Source organism: Phenylobacterium deserti (genome assembly GCF_003254705.1).
Classification (GTDB): Bacteria; Pseudomonadota; Alphaproteobacteria; order Caulobacterales; family Caulobacteraceae; genus Phenylobacterium; species Phenylobacterium deserti.
This window is the reverse complement of record NZ_QFYR01000002.1, coordinates 483173-501964: the sequence shown is the minus strand read 5'-3', so window position 1 is coordinate 501964 and position 18792 is coordinate 483173. Positions and strand designations below refer to the sequence as shown.

Sequence of the window (18792 nt, the reverse complement as noted above, 5' to 3'; positions counted from 1 at the left end):
TGGGCGTTTGAGGTCGCATCGCAAAGGAGACCTCAAGTGATCGAGACTTCGAACATCCGCGAACACATGGAAGTGGTGGGCTCGGACGGCGGCCACGTCGGCCGGGTGGACCATGTGCTGGGCGACCAGATCGAGCTGACCAAGCTGGATATCGGATCAGGCCTGAAGCACCACCTGATCCCGGTCAGCTGGGTGGACGACATCGATGGCGACACCGTCCGCCTCAGCCTGACCAAGGACGCGGCCAAGCAGGCCTGGACCACCAAGCAGTAAGCCAGATGGCCGGCCGGCGGTTCTAGACCCGCAGCACGGTGGTCTCGACCACCGGGCGGCGGCCCCAGATCCGCTGGCTGGCCTTCTTCACGGCGCGAGACATCGTGGTTTCGACCGCCTCGTCATTGTCTCGGCCGTCCCGGTCGAGCCGGCCAAGAGCCTGCTCGGCCTCGTCGGACAGATCATCCAGGACGTCGTCCAGCGGATAGTCCTCATCGGTCGGCAGGCCGAGCGCCCGCACTTCCGGGCCAGCGAGGACCTTGCCCTTGCGATCCAGCACCACGGAGACGGCCAGGATGCCGTTGTAGGCGGCATGACGACGCTCGCGCAGAGCCTCGCCGTTCTCCGGCGTCAGCACCCCCGCGTCCACGAAGAGGCGGCCCGCCGGCACCTCGTCCACGATCTCCACACGGCCAGGAGCCAGGCGCACCATGTCGCCGTTGCGCGGCGCGACCTGCTGCGGCACCTGCAGGTCACGTGCGAACGCCACGTGTTCGAGCAGATGGCGACGCTCGCCATGGGTGGGCACGGCGATCTGCGGCCTGGCCCAGCGGTACATTTCCGCCAGCTCGTCCCGGCATGGGTGGCCAGAGACGTGGATGCCGGGATGATCCCGCTCGGTGTAGAGGCGCACGCCGCGATCGGCGAGCTTGTTTTGCAGGTTGCGGATCGGGATCTCGTTGCCCGGGATCACCCGGCTGGAGAACACGCAGGAGTCGCCCGCGCCCAGCGTCACGTGCGGGTGTGTCCCGTCTGCGATGCGGGACAGCGCCGCGCGCGGCTCACCCTGGCTGCCGGTGCACAGATAAAGGATCGACTCGGACGGGAAGTAGCCCGCCTCCTGTTCGGAGACGAACGGCTGGACGTCCTCCATGAGGCCGACAGATTTGGCCGCCGCCGCCATGCGGTGCATGGAGCGTCCGACCAGGCAGACCCGCCGGCCGTTGGCTTCCGCCGCCCGGATCACGCTGTCCATGCGCGCCACGTTGGAGGCGAAGCAGGACACCGCGATCTTGCCCTTCATGGAGCCGATCAGCGGGATCAGCGCCGCGCGCACGTCGGCTTCCGACCCGGCGGTCCCGTCCACGAAGACGTTGGTGCTGTCGCAGACCATCGCCAGCACGCCCTCGTCGCCGAGGCGGCGGATCGCGTCTGCGTCGGTGGGGGCGCCCAGCAGCGGCTCCGGGTCGATCTTCCAGTCGCCGGTGTGCAGCACGGTGCCAAGCGGGGTGCGGATCGCCAGGCCGTTAGGCTCTGGAATCGAGTGCGTGAGGGTGATCAGCTCAAGCTTGAACGGACCGAGCTCGATCGTCCCGCCGAGCGGCACCTCGGTGATCTCCGCTTCTTCCAGCAGGTCCGCCTCCCGAAGTTTCTCGCGCAGTACGAAGGCGGTGAAGGGCGTCGCGTAGATCGGCGCTTTCAGCCGCGGCCACAGCCACGGAACCGCTCCGATGTGGTCTTCGTGCGCGTGTGTCACCACGATGCCGAGGATCCGGTCGGCATAGTCCTCGATGTAAGCGGGATCGGGCAGGATGACCTCGACGCCGGGCGTCGTCTGGTCCCCGAAGGTCACGCCGACATCGACGATGATCCACTTGCGATCATGCGCCGGGCCGAAGCCGTACAGGTTGAAGTTCATGCCGACCTCGTTCGAGCCGCCGAGGGGCAGGAAAACGAGTTCGTCTTGGTCGCCGCGCGCCATCACTTGCCTTGTCGATTACGGCGCCAGATTTCCAGCATGCCGCGAATGGTTAGATCAGGGTCGAAGCGATCGATCGCCTCGGTCGCCCCTTGGAAAAGCGAAGCCACGCCTCCGGTGGCCACAACGGTCGTCGGGCGCCCGCGCTCCGCCTTGATGCGGTCGATCAGGCCCTCGATCAGGGCGATGTAGCCCCAGAAAACGCCCGATTGCATGGCGCCCACCGTGTCGCTGCCGACGATCTTGCCCGGTCGCTGGATCGCAACGCGAGGAAGTTTCGCCGCCGCGGCGTGCAACGCCTCCATAGATAGGTTGATCCCCGGCGCAATCACCCCCCCTTCGAAGCCGCCGTCGGGTGCGACGACGTCGAAGGTGGTGGCGGTGCCGCTGTCGATCACGACCAATTCGCCGGGGTAGACGACGTGAGCGCCAATGGCGTTCACCAGACGATCGGCGCCCGCCTCCGATGGTTTGTCGATCCTGACCGCGATCCCGAGGTCCGCATTTTCCCCGATCACCAGCGGCTCGACGTGCAGATACCGCCGGGCGAGGTTGCGCAGGTTGAAAACCGACTGGGGGACGACGCTCGAGATGATGCAGTCGCCGAACACGCCCAGCTGAAGTCCGGCCATGGCCAGCAGCTGGGAGAGCCACACGGCGTACTCGTCAGCCGTCCGCTTGGCCTCGGTTGCGGCGCGCCACTGCGCGATCCAGCGTTCGCCGTCGTGCACGGCGAAGAGGGTGTTGGTGTTGCCCTGTTCGATCGCCAGTAGCATCGACATCAAACCTCCCCGAAGAAGACGTCGCCCGCGGTTATCCGCTCGACCGAACCGTCGTCCAAGCGCAAGCGAAGCGCGCCATCCACGTCCAGCCGCTCGGCCGTCCCCACGACCGTGCGGTTCGGCAGGCGGGCTTCGCAGCGCTCGCCCAGGCCGTGCGCGCGCGCGGTCCAGCCCTCGGCGATCGCGGCAAAGCCTTGCGTGACCCAGGACCTGCGCCAGTGCTCGAAGCGCGTCGCGAGCACCTCAAGCGCGTCCAGCGGCGCAGGCGGCGGTGCGGCCATGTGCTCTGCGAACGCTGTGGCGGGGCGCTCTACATCCAGAGGGGCATGGGCGAGGTTTACGCCAACGCCCACCGCTAGCCAGAGCCGGCCATCCTGACGTGCGCCGCTTTCGACGAGGATGCCGACGGCTTTTCGGCCGAACACCAGGACGTCGTTGGGCCATTTCAGGCGCGCAGCGCCCGAGCCGAGGCAGGTATCCGCAAGGTCGGCGGCGGCGAGAGCGGCGACAAAAGACAGCTGCGCCGCCCGGGCGGGCGGCGCTTCCGTGGTCATCAGCAAGGTCGCGGCGAGATTGCCGGTCTGCGTGCTCCAAGGCCGACCCCGTCGTCCCCGACCGGCCGTTTGCACGGCCGCGGTGATCCAGACGGGACCGCCCTCCCCGGCCTCCGCCCGGCGCCGGGCTTCGGCGCTGGTGGAGTCGAGCTCGGGAAAGGCCTCGATCGGCGGGTGGTCGGCCGCCAACCTAGGCCTTCAGCCCGAAGGCCACGGCGGCCGCACGGGCCAGCGGGTCGATCCAGGTCAGCGCAACCAGCACCACGGGGAAGGAGAAGAGGGCGAGAACAATGCCCGTCCACTTGGCTTCCGCCGGCGGTGCGTCGGTGACGCCCGGAGCCGCGTCGAACCACATCACCTTGATCAGGCGCAGGTAGTAGAAGGCGGCCACGACGGAGCCGATCAGACCGATGACGGCGGCGGGGCCGAGACCCGCGCCGATGGCCGCCTTGAAGACGTAGTACTTGGCCCAGAAGCCGGAGAACGGCGGCAGGCCGAGCGCAGACAGCGAGAAGGCGGTCATGGCCAGGGCGATGCCGGGACGCTCCTTGATCAGGCCCGCCATGTCGTCCAGCGACTCCATGGACCGGCCGTCACGCGACAGCGCCGACAGACAGGCGAAGAAGCCAGTGACGTCCACCATGTAGAGGACCATGAACACCAGCATGGCCTGGACGCCCTGCTGATCGCCCGCGGCGAGGCCGAGCACCGCGTAGCCGATGTTGGCGATCGACGAGTAGGCCCACAGCCGCTTCAGGTTCTTCTGCGCCAAGCCGGCGAAGGCGCCGACAGCTACCGAGATCAGGGCGATGGCGATCAGCACCTGCTGCCACTGACCCACCGCGCCGCCGAACCCTTCGGCCAGCGCGCGGGCGAAAACCACCATGGCGGCGAGCTTCGGGGCGGCGGCGAAGAAGGCGACGACCGGCGTCGGCGCGCCCTCATAGACATCCGGCGTCCACATGTGGAACGGCGCGGCGGAGACCTTGAAGGCCAGACCGCAGATCAGGAACACCAGTCCGAACAGCACGCCCGTGTTGGCCTGACCCTGCACGGCGACGGCGATGTCGCTGAACACCGTCGAGCCGGCAAAGCCGTAGATCAGGCTCGCGCCATAGAGCAGCAGCCCCGAGGAGAGCGAGCCCAGCACGAAGTACTTCAGGCCGGCTTCCGATGCCTTGGCGTCGTCGCGGTACATGGCGGCCATGACGTAGAGGGCCAGCGAGTGGAGCTCGACGCCGATGTAGAGCGAGATCAGGTCGCCGGCCGATGCCATCACGCTCATGCCGAGCGCGGCCAGTACGATCAGGATCGGATATTCGAAGTTGTTGACGCCGCGCCGCTCGAACCAGCGCTGGCCGAGGGGAATGGCGACCGCACAGGCCACGAAGATCGCAACCTTGGCGAACACCGCCGCCTGGTCGGCGATCAGCCCGCCGCCAAAGGCGCGGCCGAGGGGCCCGGTCGCCGCCGCGACGGCGGCGCCCAGCAAGGCCACGACGGCCGCAGCGCCGAGCGCCGCGGTCGACTTGGGCGAGAAGGCCCCCCACACGAGCAGCACCAGGGCGGCGCCCGCCAGGATGAGCTCAGGGAAGGCGAGGTTCAGGTCGCCGGAGAAGTTCATGGTTTGACGCCCCTCACCCGCCGATCGCCGCGCGGTAGACCGTTGCGAGCTGGTCCACCGAGGCCTGGGTCAGGTTGAACACGAAGTTAGGATAGACGCCGAGCACCAGCGTCGAGATGATCAACGGCAGGAAGATCCAGACTTCCCGGGCGTCGAGGTCGGTGATGGCCGAAAGCTTCGGGTTCACCAGCTCGCCCCACATGACCTTGCGGTACATGGTCAGCATGTAGACCGCCGACAGGATCACGCCCGAAGCGGCCGCGATCGCCGTCCAGGTGGACGCCTGGTAGACGCCCGTCATCGCCAGGATCTCGCCGACGAAGCCGGACGTGCCCGGCAGGCCGACGTTGCCCATGGTGAACAGCAGGAACACCAGGCCGTACCACGGCATCCGGTTCACCAGGCCGCCGTAGAAGGCCATGTCGCGGGTGTGCATCCGGTCGTAGATGACGCCCACGCAGAGGAACAGCGCGCCCGAGATCACCCCGTGGCTGATCATCTGGAAGATCGCGCCCTGCTCGCCCTGAGCGTTGCCCGAGAAGATGCCCATGGTCACCAGGCCCATGTGCGCCACGGACGAATAAGCGATCAGCTTCTTGATGTCGGTCTGCCGGAAGGCCACCAGCGAGGTGTAGATGATGGCGATGGCGCTGAGGGCGAACACCAGCGGGCTGAAGAAGTCCGAGGCGTTCGGGAACATCGGCAGGCTGAAGCGCATGAAGCCGTAGCCGCCCATCTTCAGCAGGATGCCCGCCAGGATCACTGAGCCGGCCGTCGGCGCTTCGACGTGCGCGTCAGGCAGCCAGGTGTGCACCGGCCACATCGGCATCTTCACCGCGAACGAGGCGAAGAAGGCCAGCCACAGCCAGGTCTGCAGGCCCGGCGCGAACTTGTAGGCCATAAGGGCCGGGATCGAGCTCGTGCCGGCGACATTGATCATCGCCAGGATGGCCGCGAGCATCAGGATCGAGCCCAGCAGCGTGTAGAGGAAGAACTTGAACGCAGCGTAGATGCGACGCGCGCCGCCCCAGATGCCGATGATCAGGAACATCGGCACGAGGCTGAATTCGAAGAAGACGTAGAACAGGATGATGTCGAGGGCGCAGAACACCCCGATCACCAGCGTCTCGAGGATCAGGAACGCGATCAGGTACTCGTGCACGCGCTTCTCGATCGAGCGCCAGGACGCGGCGATACAGATCGGCAGAAGGAACGCGGTCAGCAGCACGAACAGCACCGACACGCCATCGACGCCCATCCGATAGTGCAGGCCCGCGAACCATGCAGCGTCTTCCACGAACTGGAAGCCCGGGTTGCTGGCGTCGAACTGAAGCACCAGCAAGACGGACAGCGCCAGGGTGGCCAGGGTGGTCACCAGGGCGATCCACTTGGCTGTGTTCACGGTCTTGGCGTCTTCCGGACGGCCGAAGACACGCAGGATCAGGATCGCCGCCACGCCGAGGATCGGCGCGAAGGTCGTTAGGGAAAGAAGTCCGGTCATTGTCTCTCGCCCCTCGACCTTAGGAGTTCCACGCCCAGAGGGCGTAGGTCAGCAGGCCAGCCACCCCGAGCAGCATCACGAAGGCATAGTGGTAGAGGTAGCCGGTCTGAAGCCGGCCAGCGCCCTTGCCCACCGCGTAGGACACCGCGGACACGCCGTCGGGGCCCAGGCCGTCGATGATCTTTTGGTCTCCGCCCTTCCAGAACAGGTCGCCGAGGAACTTCGCCCCTCGGACGAACGTCGCCTGGTAGAGCTCGTCGAAGAACCACTTGTTGTAGAAGAAGGTGTAGAGCGGTCCGCCACGCGCAGCGAGGCGCGCGCCCAGCCCTTCCCTGATGATGTAGACGTAGATCGCGACCAGCAGGCCGAGGATCGACGCAACCAGCGGGGCCAGAACCACCCACAGCGGCGCGTGATGCGCTTCCGGCGCCTCGGCGTGAGCCGGGACGGGACCCGCGGCTTGCGCAGCGGCCTCGCTCGCCTCGCCATGGCCGACGGGCGCGGCGGCATGCGCCGGGCCTTCAGCCGCAGGACCGTGTTGGGCCGGAGCGTTGTAGATCGCACCCCGCCAGAACTCGCCCTTCTCGTCACCGATGAACTGGTGATGGAAGGCGAAACCGGCGGCGATGGCGCCGATCGACAGCACGATCAGCGGGATCCGCATGGTCCACGGGCTCTCGTGCGGCTTGGCGTCGTGGCCGCCATGACCATGGGCGTGACCATGAGCATGATCGTCGCCGGCGAGCGGCTCGTCGTGCGTCTCAATCTGCGCGGCGGTCGCATGGTCGCTGTGCGCGCCATGGGCGTCGTCATGCGCGTGGTGGTCGCGGTTGTGCCAGTGGTGTTCCAGGTCTTCGCTGGTCCAACGGGCGTGGCCCTTGAAGGTGAAGAACGCCAGGCGCCAGGAGTAGAAGGCGGTCAGGCCGGCCACGAACACGCCGATGATGAAGGCGAAGTAGCCCACCGGATGCCCAGCCCCACCCGCCTCGTAAGCGGCGTGGATGATGGCGTCCTTGGAGTAGAAGCCGGCGAAGCCAAGTTCCACGCCCGGGATGCCCAGGCCGGTAATGGCGATCGTGCCGATGGTCATGACCGCATAGGTGATCGGCAGATACTTCGACAGGGCGCCGTAGCGGCGCATGTCCTGTTCGTGGGCCATGCCGTGGATCACCGAGCCGGCGCCCAGGAACAGCAGCGCCTTGAAGAAGGCGTGCGTGAACAGGTGGAACATCGCCGCCTGATAGGCGCCGACGCCCGCGGCGAAGAACATGTAGCCGAGCTGCGAGCAGGTCGAATAGGCGATCACCCGCTTGATGTCGTTCTGCGTCAGGCCGACGGTGGCGGCGAACAGAGCGGTCACCGCGCCGATGATCGTCACGATGTTCTTGGCCACCGGGGCGTACTCGAACATCGGGGACAGCAGGCAGACCATATAGACGCCCGCGGTCACCATGGTGGCGGCATGGATCAGCGCCGACACGGGCGTCGGGCCTTCCATGGCGTCCGGCAGCCAGGTGTGCAGGAAGAACTGGGCGGACTTGCCCATGGCGCCGACGAACAGCAGCGCGCAGGCGATGTCCATCAGCGGCCAGCTTTGGCCGGCGAACTGCCAGGTGCGGCCGGCGTTGGCCGCGATCATCGGGAAGATCTCGGCGAACTGGATGGTCCCGAAGGCCCAGAACACCGTCATGATGCCCAGCGCGAAACCGAAGTCGCCGACCCGGTTGACCACAAACGCCTTGATGGAAGCGGCGTTGGCCGTCGGCTTCTTGAACCAGAAGCCGATCAGCAGATAGCTCGCCAGGCCCACGCCTTCCCAGCCGAAGAACAGCTGCATGAAGTCGGCGGCCGTCACCAGCATCAGCATGGCGAAGGTGAACAGCGAGAGGTAGGCGAAGAACCGCGGACGATGCGGATCCTCGGCCATGTACCCCCACGAATAGAGGTGCACGAGCGCCGCCACCGTGTTCACGACGATCAGCATGGTCGCGGACAGGGCGTCGAGCCTAAGCGACCAGTTGGAGATGAAGTCGCCCACGTGGATGAACGGCAGCACGGTGATCGTGAACGGCTCCAGGCCGCCCCACGTCCACTGGGCGAACACCACCCACGACAGCAAGGCCGACAGCATCAGCAGGCCGGTGGTCACCGCCTGAGCCGGGATCGCGCCGATGCGGCGGCCGAACAGGCCGGCCACGATCGCGCCGATCAGCGGGCCGAAAACGATAATCGGAAGAAGGGTTTGGGCAGACATGCTCGAGCGCTCAGCCCTTCATCATCGAGGCGTCATCCACCGAGATGTCGCCGCGGTTACGGAAGAAGGTCACAAGGATGGCCAGGCCCACGGCCGCCTCGGCGGCGGCGACGGTCAGCACGAACATGGCGAAGATCTGCCCCACCACGTTGTGCAGGTAGACCGAGAAGGCCACCAGATTGATGTTCACGCCGAGCAGGATCAGCTCGATCGACATCAGGATGACGATGATGTTCTTGCGGTTCACGAAGATGCCGAAGACCCCGATCGTGAACAGGATCGCGGCGACCGCGAGATAGTGCGGAAGGCCAATCATTGGTCGATCCCCTGGCCGGGCTTCAGGCTGACCGTGCGCATGCCGGTCTTCGGGCTGCGCAGCACCTGGTCGGCCACCAGCTGGCGACGGACGCCGGGCTTATGGCGCAGGGTGAGCACGATGGCGCCGATCATAGCGACCAGCAGCACCAGACCGGCGGCTTGGAAGAAGTAGATGTAGTCCGTGTAGAGCACGCGGCCGATCGCTTCGGCGTTCGTCACGTCCGCCGCGGCGGCGCCCGAGGCGAGCGGAGTGTCGTTGGCCGCAGCCGCGCCGCGGTTGGCAACAGTGGCGGAGACGAACACCATCTCGGCCGCCAACACCGCGGCGATCAGGCCGCCGAGCGGCAGATACCGCGCAAAGCCCTGGCGGAGCTGGGCGAAGTCCACGTCCAGCATCATCACCACGAACAGGAAGAGCACGGCGACCGCGCCCACGTAGACCACTACCAGCAGCATGGCCAGGAACTCCGCGCCCATGAGCACGAACAGGCCGGCCGCCGAGAAGAAGGCCAGGATGAGGAAAAGGACGGAGTGCACGGGGTTGCGCGCGGACACCACGGCGATACCCGCCGCGACCGTCACCACCGCCATCAAGTAGAATGCGATCGCCTGCAGGGCCATCGGGCTTTCTGTTTCAACCCCTCGAGTTCGTCTGACCGTCGCCGGCCAGCAGGCCAGCGGAGTCGGGAATTGCAGTGCTCTGAATCGCGCCGCGGTCTTAGCGGTACGGCGCGTCCAGTTCCAGATTCTTCGCGATCTCCCGCTCCCAGCGGTCGCCGTTATCCAGCAGGCGCTCCTTGTCGTAGTAGAGCTCCTCGCGGGTTTCGGTGGCGAACTCCAGGTTCGGCCCCTCGACGATGGCGTCCACCGGGCAGGCTTCCTGGCACAGGCCGCAATAGATGCACTTCACCATGTCGATGTCGTAGCGGGTCGTCCGGCGGCTGCCGTCGGCGCGGGGTTCGGCCTCGATGGTGATGGCCTGGGCGGGGCACACCGCTTCGCAGAGCTTGCAGGCGATGCAGCGCTCTTCCCCGCTCGGATAGCGGCGCAGAGCGTGCTCGCCGCGGAAGCGCGGGCTCTGCGGGTTGCGCTCGTGCGGGTACTGCACCGTCGCCTTGGGCTTGACCATGTACTTCATGGCGAGGCCGAACGCGCCGGCGAAGTCCAGCAGGGCGGCGCCCTTCACGGCCTGTCCGATACGGTTGAACATCCTACTTCCTCTCGCACGCCCACGCATCGATCCAGCGCGGGTCGCCGTCAGTCTTCTGTTTCAGCGTCCCGCCCTTTGCGGCGCACTCGCGCTGCAGCTGGGCAAGGACGTCATAGGTCACATAGCCGCCCGTGGGACCGCCGACGGTCCCGCAGGCTGCGGCGCTCAACGCCAGGAGGACGATGAGCGCCCGCCGCATCACGCGCCCGGCCCGAACACCCGCCAGGCCGACACGATGATCACGGCGATGAGCGAGAACGGCAGGAAGATCTTCCAGCCCAGGCGCATCAGCTGGTCGTAGCGGTAGCGCGGCACGATCGCCTTCACCATCGACGTCATGAAGAACCAGAAGACCACCTTGATCGCGAAGACCAGGAAGAAGAACAGGTTCGCCAGGAACGTCGGCCAGGCGGCCAGGAACGGCGTCGGGAAGCCCGGATTCCAGCCCCCGAAGAAGAGCACCGTGATCATCGCGCACATCAGCACGATGTTGGAGTACTCGCCGATCATGAAGAGCAGGTACGGCGTGGAGGAGTATTCCACCTGATAGCCGGCCACGAGTTCGGACTCGGCCTCGGGCAGGTCGAACGGCGGGCGGTTGGTTTCCGCCAGGAAGGAAATGAAGAACACGACCGACATCGGCAGCATGACGACGATCAAGGGCAGGTTCTGAAGCCCGCCGCCGAGAAAGTTCCAGTTCCAGATCCAGCCGGCCTGATGCTGCACGATGGTCTGCAGGTTCATCGAGCCGACGAGCAGGATCACATTGATGATCACCAGGCCCAGGCTGACTTCGTAGCTGACCATCTGAGCCGCCGAACGCAGGCTGCCCAGGAACGGGTACTTCGAGTTGGACGCCCAGCCGCCCATGATGATGCCGTAGACGCCAAGCGAGCTGATCGCGAGCAGGTAGAGAATCCCGACGTTGATGTCGGAGACCACCCAGCCCGGGGCGAACGGGATGACCGCCCAAGCCATGAAGGCGAACAGGAAGCTGAGGAAGGGCGCCAGCAGGAACACCGCCTTGTCGGCGCCGGCCGGGATGACGATTTCCTTCAACACGAACTTCAGGAAGTCCGCGAAGGACTGCAGAAGGCCGAAGGGACCGACCACGTTCGGGCCCTTGCGCATCTGCACGCCGGCCCAGATCTTCCGGTCGGCGAGAAGAAGGAAGGCCAGCGACAGCAGCACGCCGACCATAACGGCGAGCACGCCGCCCACCGTCATGAGGGTCCAGCCGCCCGGGGTTTCCCAGAAGCTTTGAGGAGCTGCCTGCATCTTATTCCGCCGCCATCTTGGTCGCGCCGGACGCAAGCGCCGCGCACTCGGCCATCGTCACGCTGGCGCGCGCGATGGGGTTGGTCAGGTAGAAGCTCTTCACGGGGCTGGCGAACGGCGCGTCGGACAGCTCGCCCTCGCCGCCGAGGCTCGCAAGGCTGAGACCCGCCGCCGCCTCCGGCCCGGCCACATAGTCGATACGGCCGAAGGTCGGATGCTCGGCGAAGAGCTTGGCGCGCAGCTGGTCGAGGCTGTCGTAGGGCAGCTTCTTGCCAACGCGCTCGGAGAGCGCCCGCAGGATCGCCCAGTCTTCCTTGGCCTCGCCCTTCGGGAAGACAGCCCGCGCGCCGAGCTGAACCCGGCCCTCGGTGTTGACGTAGATGCCGTTCTTCTCGGTGTAGGCGGCCGACGGCAGGATGACGTCCGCGCGGTGCGCGCCGGCGTCGCCGTGGGTGCCCATGTAGACGACGAAGGCGTCGGTGGCCGACAGGTCCATCTCGTCCGCGCCCATCAGGAAGAGGACGTCCGCCCCGCCCTTCTGGACCAGCTCGCCCGCGGTCTTGCCGCCGGCGCCCGGCACGAAGCCGAGATCCAGACCGCCCACTCGGCTGGCCGCCGTGTGCAGGACGTTCCACGTCATGCCGAAGCTCTTGGCTACGCCCGCGGCGGCCTTGAGGACGGCGGAGCCGTCGGTTCGGCTGAGCGCGCCGGCGCCGACGATGATCGCGGGAGCCTTCGCCTCCTTGAGCGCCTTGACGAAGTCGTTGCGCTGGCGGCTCAGGCCCGAGAGGGTCTGCGGCCCGGCGCCGAGATAGTCATAGGCGTAGGTCAGATCGTTCTGCTCGCCGATCACGCCCACGCGAAGCGCGCCCTGCAGCCAGCGCTTGCGCAGGCGGGCGTTGAGGAGCGGCGCTTCCAGACGAAGATTGGCGCCGACCACCAGCACCACATCGGCATCTTCCAGGCCGGCGATGGTCGAGTTGAACAGCCAGCTCTCGCGGGGGCCGCCGCCCAGCGACATGCCGTCCTGGCGGCAGTCCGTGCTCTGGACGCCCAGGCTGCGGAACAGGTCGAGGCCGGCCTTCATGGACTCGGCGTCCTGCAGGTCGCCGGCGATGACGCCGACCCGGTCAGCCGAAACGGCGCGCAGCTTGCCCGCGACGACGTCCAGCACTTCCGGCCAGGTCGCGACGCGCAGCTTGCCGCCTTCGCGGATGTAGGGACGGTCGAGCCGCTGCCGGGACAGGCCGTCCACGGCGTAGCGGGTCTTGTCGCTGATCCACTCTTCGTTGATGTCCTCGTTGACCCGCGGCAGCACGCGAAGCACCGCCGGACCGCGGCTGTCGACGCGGATCGCCGCGCCCAGCGCGTCGTGGACGTCGATGCTCTCGGTCTTCTTCAGCTCCCACGGCCGGTAGTTGAAGGCCCAGGGCTTGTGGGTCAGGGCGCCCACCGGGCACAGGTCGATGACGTTGGCCGACAGCTCGGAGCCGACCGCCTTGTCGAGGTAGGTGGTGATCTCGGCGTCCTCGCCGCGGCTGATCATGCCGATCTCCGGCACGCCGGCGACCTCGGTGATGAAGCGCACGCAGCGGGTGCACTGGATGCACCGCGTCATCACCGTTTTGATGAGCGGGCCCATGTACTTCTCTTCGACCGCGCGCTTGTTCTCCGCATAGCGGGAGTCGTCGCGGCCATAGGCCATGGCCTGGTCCTGCAGGTCGCACTCGCCGCCCTGGTCGCAGATCGGGCAGTCCAGCGGGTGGTTGATGAGCAGGAACTCCATCACCCCGTGACGGGCCTTCTTCACCATCGGCGTGTCGGTGAAGATCTCCTGGCCTTCGGCGGCCGGCAGGGCGCACGAGGCCTGCGGCTTCGGCGGGCCGGGCTTCACTTCCACCAGGCACATCCGGCAGTTGCCGGCGATGGACAGGCGCTCGTGGTAGCAGAAGCGCGGGATTTCCTTGCCCGCCAGCTCCGCCACCTGGAGCACGCTCATGCCGGGTTCGAATTCGACTTCGATCCCGTCGACCTTTGCTTTGGGCATCGCTTACTCCGCCGCGATCGATGCGCCGGCGTAGGAGCCTTTGCGCGCGCGGTAATTGTTGATCCGCTCCTCCACCTCATGGCGGAAGTGGCGGAACAGGCCCTGAATCGGCCACGCGGCCGCATCCCCGAGACCGCAGATGGTGTGGCCCTCGACTTGGCTGGCCACATCGAGCAGCAGGTCGATCTCGCTCATCTCGGCTTCGCCGGTGACCATCCGCTCCATGACCCGCCACATCCAGCCGGTGCCTTCGCGGCAGGGCGTGCACTGGCCGCAGCTCTCGTGCTTGTAGAAGTAGGCCGCCCGGGCGATCGCCTTCACGAGGTCGGCGTCCTTGTCCATGACGATCATGGTGCCGGTGCCCAGACCCGAGCCCCGCGCCTGCAGGTCCTCATAGGTCATCACGGCTTCTTCGCACTGATCCGCCGGGATCATGCGAACCGAGATCCCGCCAGGAATGACGGCCTTGAGGTTGCCCCAGCCGCCGCGCACGCCGCCGAAGTGGTCTTCGATCAGTTGCTTGACGGAGATGCCGACGGCTTCTTCCACCACGGCCGGCTTGTTGATGTGGCCCGACGCCGCGAACAGCTTGGTGCCGGTCGATTTTTCAGTGCCGAAACCGGCGAACCAGGCTGCGCCGCGGCGCAGAATGGTGCCGACGACCGAGATGCTCTCGACGTTGTTGATGGTGGTCGGGCAGCCGTAGATGCCCGCGCCGGCCGGGAACGGCGGCTTCAGGCGCGGCTGGCCCTTCTTGCCTTCCAGGCTTTCCATCAGGGCGGTCTCGTCGCCGCAGATGTAGGCCCCGCCCCCGTGATGGACGCGGATGTCGCAATCCCAACCGTGGATGTTGCCCGGGCCGATCAGCTTGGCGTCGTAGGCCTGCTTGATGGCCGCCTGCAGGCGCTCACGCTCGAAGACGTACTCGCCGCGGACGTAGATGTAGGCGGTGTGCGCGCGGATGGCGCGGCAGGCGATCAGGCAGCCTTCAATCAGCAGGTGCGGATCGTTGCGCAGGATCTCGCGGTCCTTGCAGGCGCCCGGTTCGGACTCGTCGGCGTTGACGACCAGGTAGTGCGGCCGCTCGCTCTCCTGCTTGGGCATGAAGGTCCACTTCAGGCCCGTGGGGAAGCCCGCGCCGCCGCGGCCGCGAAGGCCCGAAGCCTTGATCTGGTCGCAGATCCATTCCGGCGTCTGCGCCAGGATGTCGGCCGTGCCGTTCCACGCCCCGCGCTTCTTCGCGCCGTCCAGGCCCCAATCGTGCAGGCCGTAGAGGTTGGTGAAGATCCGGTCCTTGTCTTGCAGAATCCCGACCATCACGCCGGCTCCTTCGCGGGCAGGTTGGGGATGGTGATCGGCTTGGCGGCCGAGCCGTCATAGAGCGAGGGATCGGTCAGGGCGATCGGGCCGCCTTCCGGCGCCGCGCCTTGCCGGCCGATGGCCGAACCCGGAGCCGGCTTTTCGCCCGCCTCGAACTGGTCGAGCAGCTTCTCGAAGCTCTCGGCCGTCAGGTCTTCGTAGTAGTAGTCGTTGATGGCGGCCATCGGCGCGTTGGCGCAGGCGCCCATGCACTCGACTTCCTGCCAGTAGAACTTGCCGTCCGCCGAGCGGTGGTCGTGCGGGCCGATGCGGCGCTTGCAGACCTCGATCAGCTTCTCGGAGCCGCGCAGTTGGCAGGGCGTGGTGCCGCACACCTGCACCAGCGCGTGGGTGCCCACCGGCTCCAGCATGAACATGGTGTAGAAGGTCGCGACTTCGAGCACGCGGATCTGCGCCATGCCGAGGCGTTCGGCCACGACACGGATCGCCGGCTCGGACACCCAGCCTTCCTGCTTCTGGACAAGCCACAGCAGCGGGATCACGGCGGACTGTTGTTTGCCCGGCGGGTAGTTGGCGATCCAGGTTTTCACCTGGGCCTCGAATTCCGGCCGGAAAGCGAAGCTCTCAGGCTGGTTGGCGGCGAGTCTGCGGATACTCACGCGGGCCTCACTTCACGAAATCGACGCGGGCGATCTTGCCGTCCGCGAGGGTGTAGATGGCGGCGACCTCGAAGGGCTGGACGCCCGGGCCGCGGACCACGTGCTCGTGGTCGATGACGGTGGAGCCGACCACCATGCGGTTGACGCGCTCGGCCTTGTTCTGCGGGAACTCGGCGAACAGCTTGGCGTGACGCTCACGGATGGCCGCAAGGCCCACGGTGTGGGTCTCGCCGCCATAGGCGCCGAGTTGCGCGTCGTCCGTGTAGAAGGCGCAGAAGGCGTCAAGATCCTGGGCGTTGTAGGCGTCCAGCTGGGCGTCCACGAGATCGCCGGGCGAGAGGGTCACGGCCGCGGTCAACGGTCGATCTCCCCGAACACGATGTCCAGCGAGCCCAGGATGGCCGACACGTCGGCCAGCATGTGGCCGCGGTTCATCCAGTCCATGGCTTGCAGGTGCGGATAGCCCGGCGCGCGGATGTGGCAGCGGTAGGGCTTGTTGGTGCCGTCGCTGACCAGATAGACGCCGAACTCGCCCTTGGGCGCTTCAGTGGCGATGTAGATGTCGCCAACCGGAGTGCGCAGACCTTCGGTGTAAAGCTTGAAGTGGTGGATCAGCGCTTCCATCGAGCGCTTCATCTCGCCACGACGCGGGGGGGTGATCTTGTTGTCGTCCGTGAGCACCACGCCCGGCGTCTTCATGAGGCGGTCGCAGCACTGCTTCATGATCTTCACCGACTCCCGCATCTCCTGCATGCGGCAGAGGTAGCGGTCGTAGCAGTCGCCGTTCACGCCGAGCGGAATGTCGAATTCCATCTCGTTGTAGAGGTCATAGGGCTGCGAGCGGCGCAGGTCCCAAGGCACGCCCGACCCACGCACCATCACGCCGGAGAAGCCCCAAGCCAGGGCCTCTTCCTTGGTCACCACGCCGATGTCGACGTTGCGCTGCTTGAAGATGCGGTTGTCAGTGATCAGGCCCTCGATGTCGTCGAGCACCTTCGGGAAGTGGTCCGCCCAGTCGCTGATGTCCTGCACCAATTCCGGCGGCAGGTCCTGGCGGACGCCGCCGACACGGAAGTAGTTGGCGTGCAGACGAGCGCCCGAAGCGCGCTCATAGAACACCATCAGCTTCTCACGCTCTTCGAAGCCCCACAGCGGCGGGGTGAGCGCGCCGACGTCCATGGCCTGGGTCGTGACGTTGAGCAGGTGGTTCAGGATGCGGCCGATCTCGGCGTAAAGCACGCGGATCAGCTGGCCGCGGACCGGCACCTCGACGCCCAGCATCTTCTCCAGGGCGAGCACATAGGTGTGCTCCTGGTTCATCGGGGCGACGTAGTCGAGGCGGTCGAAGTAAGGGATGGTCTGGCCGTAGGGCCGCGCTTCCATCAGCTTCTCGGTGCCGCGGTGCAGCAGGCCGATGTGGGGATCCACCCGCTCGACAACTTCACCGTCCAGCTCCAGCACCAGGCGCAACACGCCGTGCGCCGCAGGGTGCTGCGGGCCGAAGTTGATGTTGAACTTGCGAACCTTGGTCTCGGGCAGGCCCTGGACGTTGGCGTCGTTCGGGGCCGCAGGCGCGGTCTGGCCGGTCATGCCTTGATCTCCTGGCGGGCGCTGAGGGCGAAGTGGCCCGGCAGACGCCGAAGCCGTTCAGCCGTCATCATCCCTGCCCTCCCTTGGGCGGCGGAGGCACGTCGCCCAAGGCGACCTTGTCGTCGCCGGGCAGCGGAGCGTAGCCGCGTTCGTCGCCTTCCCACGGGGAAAGGAAGTCCCAATTGCGCCATTCCACGGCCTTCACGGGCTCGTAGACCACGCGCTTGAGCTCGTCGTCGTAGCGAACCTCGACGTTTCCCATCATCGGGAAGTCCTTGCGGAGCGGATGGCCGTGGAAGCCATAGTCCGTCAGGATCCGGCGCAGGTCCGGGTGGCCGTCGAAGAAGATGCCGTACATGTCGAACGCTTCGCGCTCGTACCAGTCGGCGTTCGGGAACACGCCCGTGGCGGTCGGAACCGCGGTGTCCTCGTCCGTCTCGATCCGCAAGCGGATGCGTAGGTTCCGGGTCAGCGACAGCAGGCAGTAGACCACCTCGAAGCGGCGCTCCCGCTCCGGGTAGTCGACGCCAGCCAGGTCGATCAACTGCTGGAACTGATGGTTGTCGCGCAGGAAGGCCAGGGCCTCCGCGATGCGCGGCATCTGAGCGCTCAGCGACAGATCGTCGAACTGCACCCGATAGCCGGTGAACAGGCCAGCGCCGTTGGCGACCAGTTCCTGGCCCAAAGCATCCAAGTCGGCGTGAGAATGGGGCCAGCTGCTCATCGCACGATCGTCCCGGTGCGGCGGATCTTCTTCTGCAGCTGCAGCACGCCGTAGACCAGCGCTTCGGCGGTGGGCGGGCAGCCGGGCACATAGACGTCCACCGGCACCACGCGGTCGCAGCCGCGCACGGTCGAATAGCTGAAGTAGTAGTAGCCGCCGCCGTTGGCGCACGAGCCCATGGAGATGACGTACCGCGGCTCCGGCATCTGGTCGTAGACCTTGCGCAGAGCGGGAGCCATCTTGTTCACCAGGGTGCCGGCGACAATCATCACGTCCGACTGGCGCGGGCTGGCGCGCGGCGCGAACCCGTAGCGCTCCAAGTCGTAGCGCGGCATGGACGCCTGCATCATTTCGACCGCGCAGCACGCCAGGCCGAACGTCATCCACATCAGCGAACCGGTGCGGGCCCACGTGATGAGGTCGTCGGCGGCCGCGGTGATGAAACCCTTGTCGGCCAGCTGTTGCGACACGCCGTCGAAGAACGGGTCGTGCGCTTTCGGATCATAGCCTTCGACCGTGCTTCGGCCGGCGGCGCCCGCAGGAACGATCACTCCCATTCCAGGGCTCCCTTCTTCCATTCGTAGATGAAGCCCACCGTCAGGACGCCCAGGAAGGTCATCATCGACCAGAAGGCGAACTGGGCCGTTTCAGCCGGCAGCTTCATCAGCGTGACGGCCCAGGGGAACAGGAAGGCGACTTCCAGGTCGAAGATGATGAACAGGATCGACACCAGGTAGAACCGGACGTCGAACTTCATCCGCGCGTCGTCAAAGGCGTTGAAGCCGCACTCGTAGGACGACAGCTTTTCGGGGTCGGGAGCCTTGGGGGCCAGCACGGCCGCCGCCAGGATGAAGACGAGCCCCAGCACGGCCGCGATCCCGGAGAAGATCACGATCGGCAGGTACTGCAGAAGGAACGCGTTCATGGAGTCCTCGAAGGAGTCGGCGCCCTTCTAGACC

General features: G+C 66.6%; 20 protein-coding genes. 1 reads left to right on the top strand and 19 read right to left on the bottom strand.

Features of this window, described 5'->3' with window-relative positions; genetic code table 11:
* The first annotated feature begins 36 nt into the window (after positions 1 to 36).
* Positions 37 to 273 (top strand): DUF2171 domain-containing protein, encoded by a 237-nt coding sequence (locus DJ018_RS12060; RefSeq protein ID WP_111515188.1) that lies wholly within the window; start codon positions 37 to 39, stop codon positions 271 to 273.
* Between the two features lie 22 nt (positions 274 to 295).
* Here the strand turns inward: DJ018_RS12060 and DJ018_RS12055 are convergent, their stop codons facing one another.
* The 19 genes from DJ018_RS12055 to DJ018_RS11965 all read right to left on the bottom strand — a co-directional run bounded on the left by DJ018_RS12055 (position 296) and on the right by DJ018_RS11965 (position 18758).
* On the bottom strand, positions 296 to 1975 hold the full coding sequence (locus tag DJ018_RS12055; RefSeq protein ID WP_111515187.1) for a ribonuclease J: 1680 nt from the start codon (positions 1973 to 1975) through the stop codon (positions 296 to 298).
* Positions 1975 to 2748, bottom strand: coding sequence for a type III pantothenate kinase (locus DJ018_RS12050; protein ID WP_111515310.1), 774 nt, complete (start codon positions 2746 to 2748; stop codon positions 1975 to 1977). The genes DJ018_RS12055 and DJ018_RS12050 overlap by 1 nt, the downstream gene beginning before the upstream one ends.
* Before the next feature lie 5 nt (positions 2749 to 2753).
* Positions 2754 to 3497 (bottom strand): biotin--[acetyl-CoA-carboxylase] ligase, encoded by a 744-nt coding sequence (locus tag DJ018_RS12045; RefSeq protein ID WP_111515186.1) that lies wholly within the window; start codon positions 3495 to 3497, stop codon positions 2754 to 2756.
* A gap of 1 nt (position 3498) precedes the next feature.
* Positions 3499 to 4932 (bottom strand): NADH-quinone oxidoreductase subunit NuoN, encoded by a 1434-nt coding sequence (nuoN, locus tag DJ018_RS12040; RefSeq protein WP_111515185.1) that lies wholly within the window; start codon positions 4930 to 4932, stop codon positions 3499 to 3501.
* Between the two features lie 13 nt (positions 4933 to 4945).
* The gene (locus DJ018_RS12035) at positions 4946 to 6433 is read right to left on the bottom strand and encodes an NADH-quinone oxidoreductase subunit M (RefSeq protein ID WP_111515184.1); all 1488 of its coding nucleotides are present in this window, start codon (positions 6431 to 6433) and stop codon (positions 4946 to 4948) included.
* Between the two features lie 19 nt (positions 6434 to 6452).
* Positions 6453 to 8687, bottom strand: a complete 2235-nt coding sequence (nuoL, locus tag DJ018_RS12030) for an NADH-quinone oxidoreductase subunit L (protein ID WP_111515183.1) — start codon at positions 8685 to 8687, stop codon at positions 6453 to 6455.
* 10 nt (positions 8688 to 8697) lie between these two features.
* A complete protein-coding gene (nuoK, locus tag DJ018_RS12025) occupies positions 8698 to 9003 on the bottom strand; it encodes an NADH-quinone oxidoreductase subunit NuoK (protein ID WP_111515182.1) in 306 nt (101 codons plus the stop codon).
* Entirely contained in the window at positions 9000 to 9626 is a 627-nt protein-coding gene (locus DJ018_RS12020; protein WP_111515181.1) for an NADH-quinone oxidoreductase subunit J, read from the bottom strand. Before DJ018_RS12020 ends, nuoK begins: the two co-directional genes overlap by 4 nt.
* 97 nt (positions 9627 to 9723) lie before the next feature.
* Positions 9724 to 10215, bottom strand: a complete 492-nt coding sequence (gene nuoI / locus DJ018_RS12015; RefSeq protein WP_111515180.1) for an NADH-quinone oxidoreductase subunit NuoI — start codon at positions 10213 to 10215, stop codon at positions 9724 to 9726.
* A 1-nt stretch (position 10216) separates the two neighbouring features.
* Entirely contained in the window at positions 10217 to 10414 is a 198-nt protein-coding gene (locus DJ018_RS12010; protein WP_111515179.1) for a hypothetical protein, read from the bottom strand.
* Positions 10414 to 11493: an NADH-quinone oxidoreductase subunit NuoH gene (gene nuoH / locus DJ018_RS12005; RefSeq protein WP_111515178.1), complete on the bottom strand. Its 1080-nt coding sequence runs from the start codon at positions 11491 to 11493 to the stop codon at positions 10414 to 10416. Before nuoH ends, DJ018_RS12010 begins: the two co-directional genes overlap by 1 nt.
* 1 nt (position 11494) lies before the next feature.
* A complete protein-coding gene (gene nuoG, locus DJ018_RS12000; protein WP_111515177.1) occupies positions 11495 to 13540 on the bottom strand; it encodes an NADH-quinone oxidoreductase subunit NuoG in 2046 nt (681 codons plus the stop codon).
* A gap of 3 nt (positions 13541 to 13543) precedes the next feature.
* The gene (nuoF, locus tag DJ018_RS11995) at positions 13544 to 14857 is read right to left on the bottom strand and encodes an NADH-quinone oxidoreductase subunit NuoF (RefSeq protein ID WP_111515176.1); all 1314 of its coding nucleotides are present in this window, start codon (positions 14855 to 14857) and stop codon (positions 13544 to 13546) included.
* Positions 14857 to 15519 (bottom strand): NADH-quinone oxidoreductase subunit NuoE, encoded by a 663-nt coding sequence (gene nuoE, locus DJ018_RS11990; protein WP_111515175.1) that lies wholly within the window; start codon positions 15517 to 15519, stop codon positions 14857 to 14859. Before nuoE ends, nuoF begins: the two co-directional genes overlap by 1 nt.
* Before the next feature lie 7 nt (positions 15520 to 15526).
* Entirely contained in the window at positions 15527 to 15877 is a 351-nt protein-coding gene (locus DJ018_RS11985; protein WP_240609532.1) for a nuclear transport factor 2 family protein, read from the bottom strand.
* On the bottom strand, positions 15874 to 17109 hold the full coding sequence (locus DJ018_RS11980) for an NADH-quinone oxidoreductase subunit D (protein WP_111515173.1): 1236 nt from the start codon (positions 17107 to 17109) through the stop codon (positions 15874 to 15876). The genes DJ018_RS11985 and DJ018_RS11980 overlap by 4 nt, the downstream gene beginning before the upstream one ends.
* A gap of 67 nt (positions 17110 to 17176) precedes the next feature.
* Positions 17177 to 17833: an NADH-quinone oxidoreductase subunit C gene (locus DJ018_RS11975; RefSeq protein ID WP_111515172.1), complete on the bottom strand. Its 657-nt coding sequence runs from the start codon at positions 17831 to 17833 to the stop codon at positions 17177 to 17179.
* Positions 17830 to 18411: a NuoB/complex I 20 kDa subunit family protein gene (locus tag DJ018_RS11970; protein WP_111515171.1), complete on the bottom strand. Its 582-nt coding sequence runs from the start codon at positions 18409 to 18411 to the stop codon at positions 17830 to 17832. Before DJ018_RS11970 ends, DJ018_RS11975 begins: the two co-directional genes overlap by 4 nt.
* Complete coding sequence (locus DJ018_RS11965) at positions 18381 to 18758, bottom strand: NADH-quinone oxidoreductase subunit A (RefSeq protein WP_111515170.1); 378 nt, start codon at positions 18756 to 18758, stop codon at positions 18381 to 18383. The genes DJ018_RS11970 and DJ018_RS11965 overlap by 31 nt, the downstream gene beginning before the upstream one ends.
* Positions 18759 to 18792: the final 34 nt, after the last annotated feature.

Bases quoted from the DNA above. Each gene is read 5' to 3' on its own strand.
- DJ018_RS12055 (WP_111515187.1), bottom strand. From the start codon at position 1,975: ATGGCGCGCGGCGACCAAGACGAACTCGTTTTCCTGCCCCTCGGCGGC.
- DJ018_RS12050 (WP_111515310.1), bottom strand. From the start codon at position 2,748: ATGCTACTGGCGATCGAACAGGGCAACACCAACACCCTCTTCGCCGTG.
- nuoN (WP_111515185.1), bottom strand. From the start codon at position 4,932: ATGAACTTCTCCGGCGACCTGAACCTCGCCTTCCCTGAGCTCATCCTG.
- DJ018_RS12035 (WP_111515184.1), bottom strand. From the start codon at position 6,433: ATGACCGGACTTCTTTCCCTAACGACCTTCGCGCCGATCCTCGGCGTG.
- nuoL (WP_111515183.1), bottom strand. From the start codon at position 8,687: ATGTCTGCCCAAACCCTTCTTCCGATTATCGTTTTCGGCCCGCTGATC.
- nuoK (WP_111515182.1), bottom strand. From the start codon at position 9,003: ATGATTGGCCTTCCGCACTATCTCGCGGTCGCCGCGATCCTGTTCACG.
- DJ018_RS12020 (WP_111515181.1), bottom strand. From the start codon at position 9,626: ATGGCCCTGCAGGCGATCGCATTCTACTTGATGGCGGTGGTGACGGTC.
- nuoI (WP_111515180.1), bottom strand. From the start codon at position 10,215: ATGTTCAACCGTATCGGACAGGCCGTGAAGGGCGCCGCCCTGCTGGAC.
- DJ018_RS12010 (WP_111515179.1), bottom strand. From the start codon at position 10,414: ATGCGGCGGGCGCTCATCGTCCTCCTGGCGTTGAGCGCCGCAGCCTGC.
- nuoH (WP_111515178.1), bottom strand. From the start codon at position 11,493: ATGCAGGCAGCTCCTCAAAGCTTCTGGGAAACCCCGGGCGGCTGGACC.
- nuoG (WP_111515177.1), bottom strand. From the start codon at position 13,540: ATGCCCAAAGCAAAGGTCGACGGGATCGAAGTCGAATTCGAACCCGGC.
- nuoF (WP_111515176.1), bottom strand. From the start codon at position 14,857: ATGGTCGGGATTCTGCAAGACAAGGACCGGATCTTCACCAACCTCTAC.
- DJ018_RS11980 (WP_111515173.1), bottom strand. From the start codon at position 17,109: ATGACCGGCCAGACCGCGCCTGCGGCCCCGAACGACGCCAACGTCCAG.
- DJ018_RS11975 (WP_111515172.1), bottom strand. From the start codon at position 17,833: ATGAGCAGCTGGCCCCATTCTCACGCCGACTTGGATGCTTTGGGCCAG.
- DJ018_RS11970 (WP_111515171.1), bottom strand. From the start codon at position 18,411: ATGGAAGAAGGGAGCCCTGGAATGGGAGTGATCGTTCCTGCGGGCGCC.
- DJ018_RS11965 (WP_111515170.1), bottom strand. From the start codon at position 18,758: ATGAACGCGTTCCTTCTGCAGTACCTGCCGATCGTGATCTTCTCCGGG.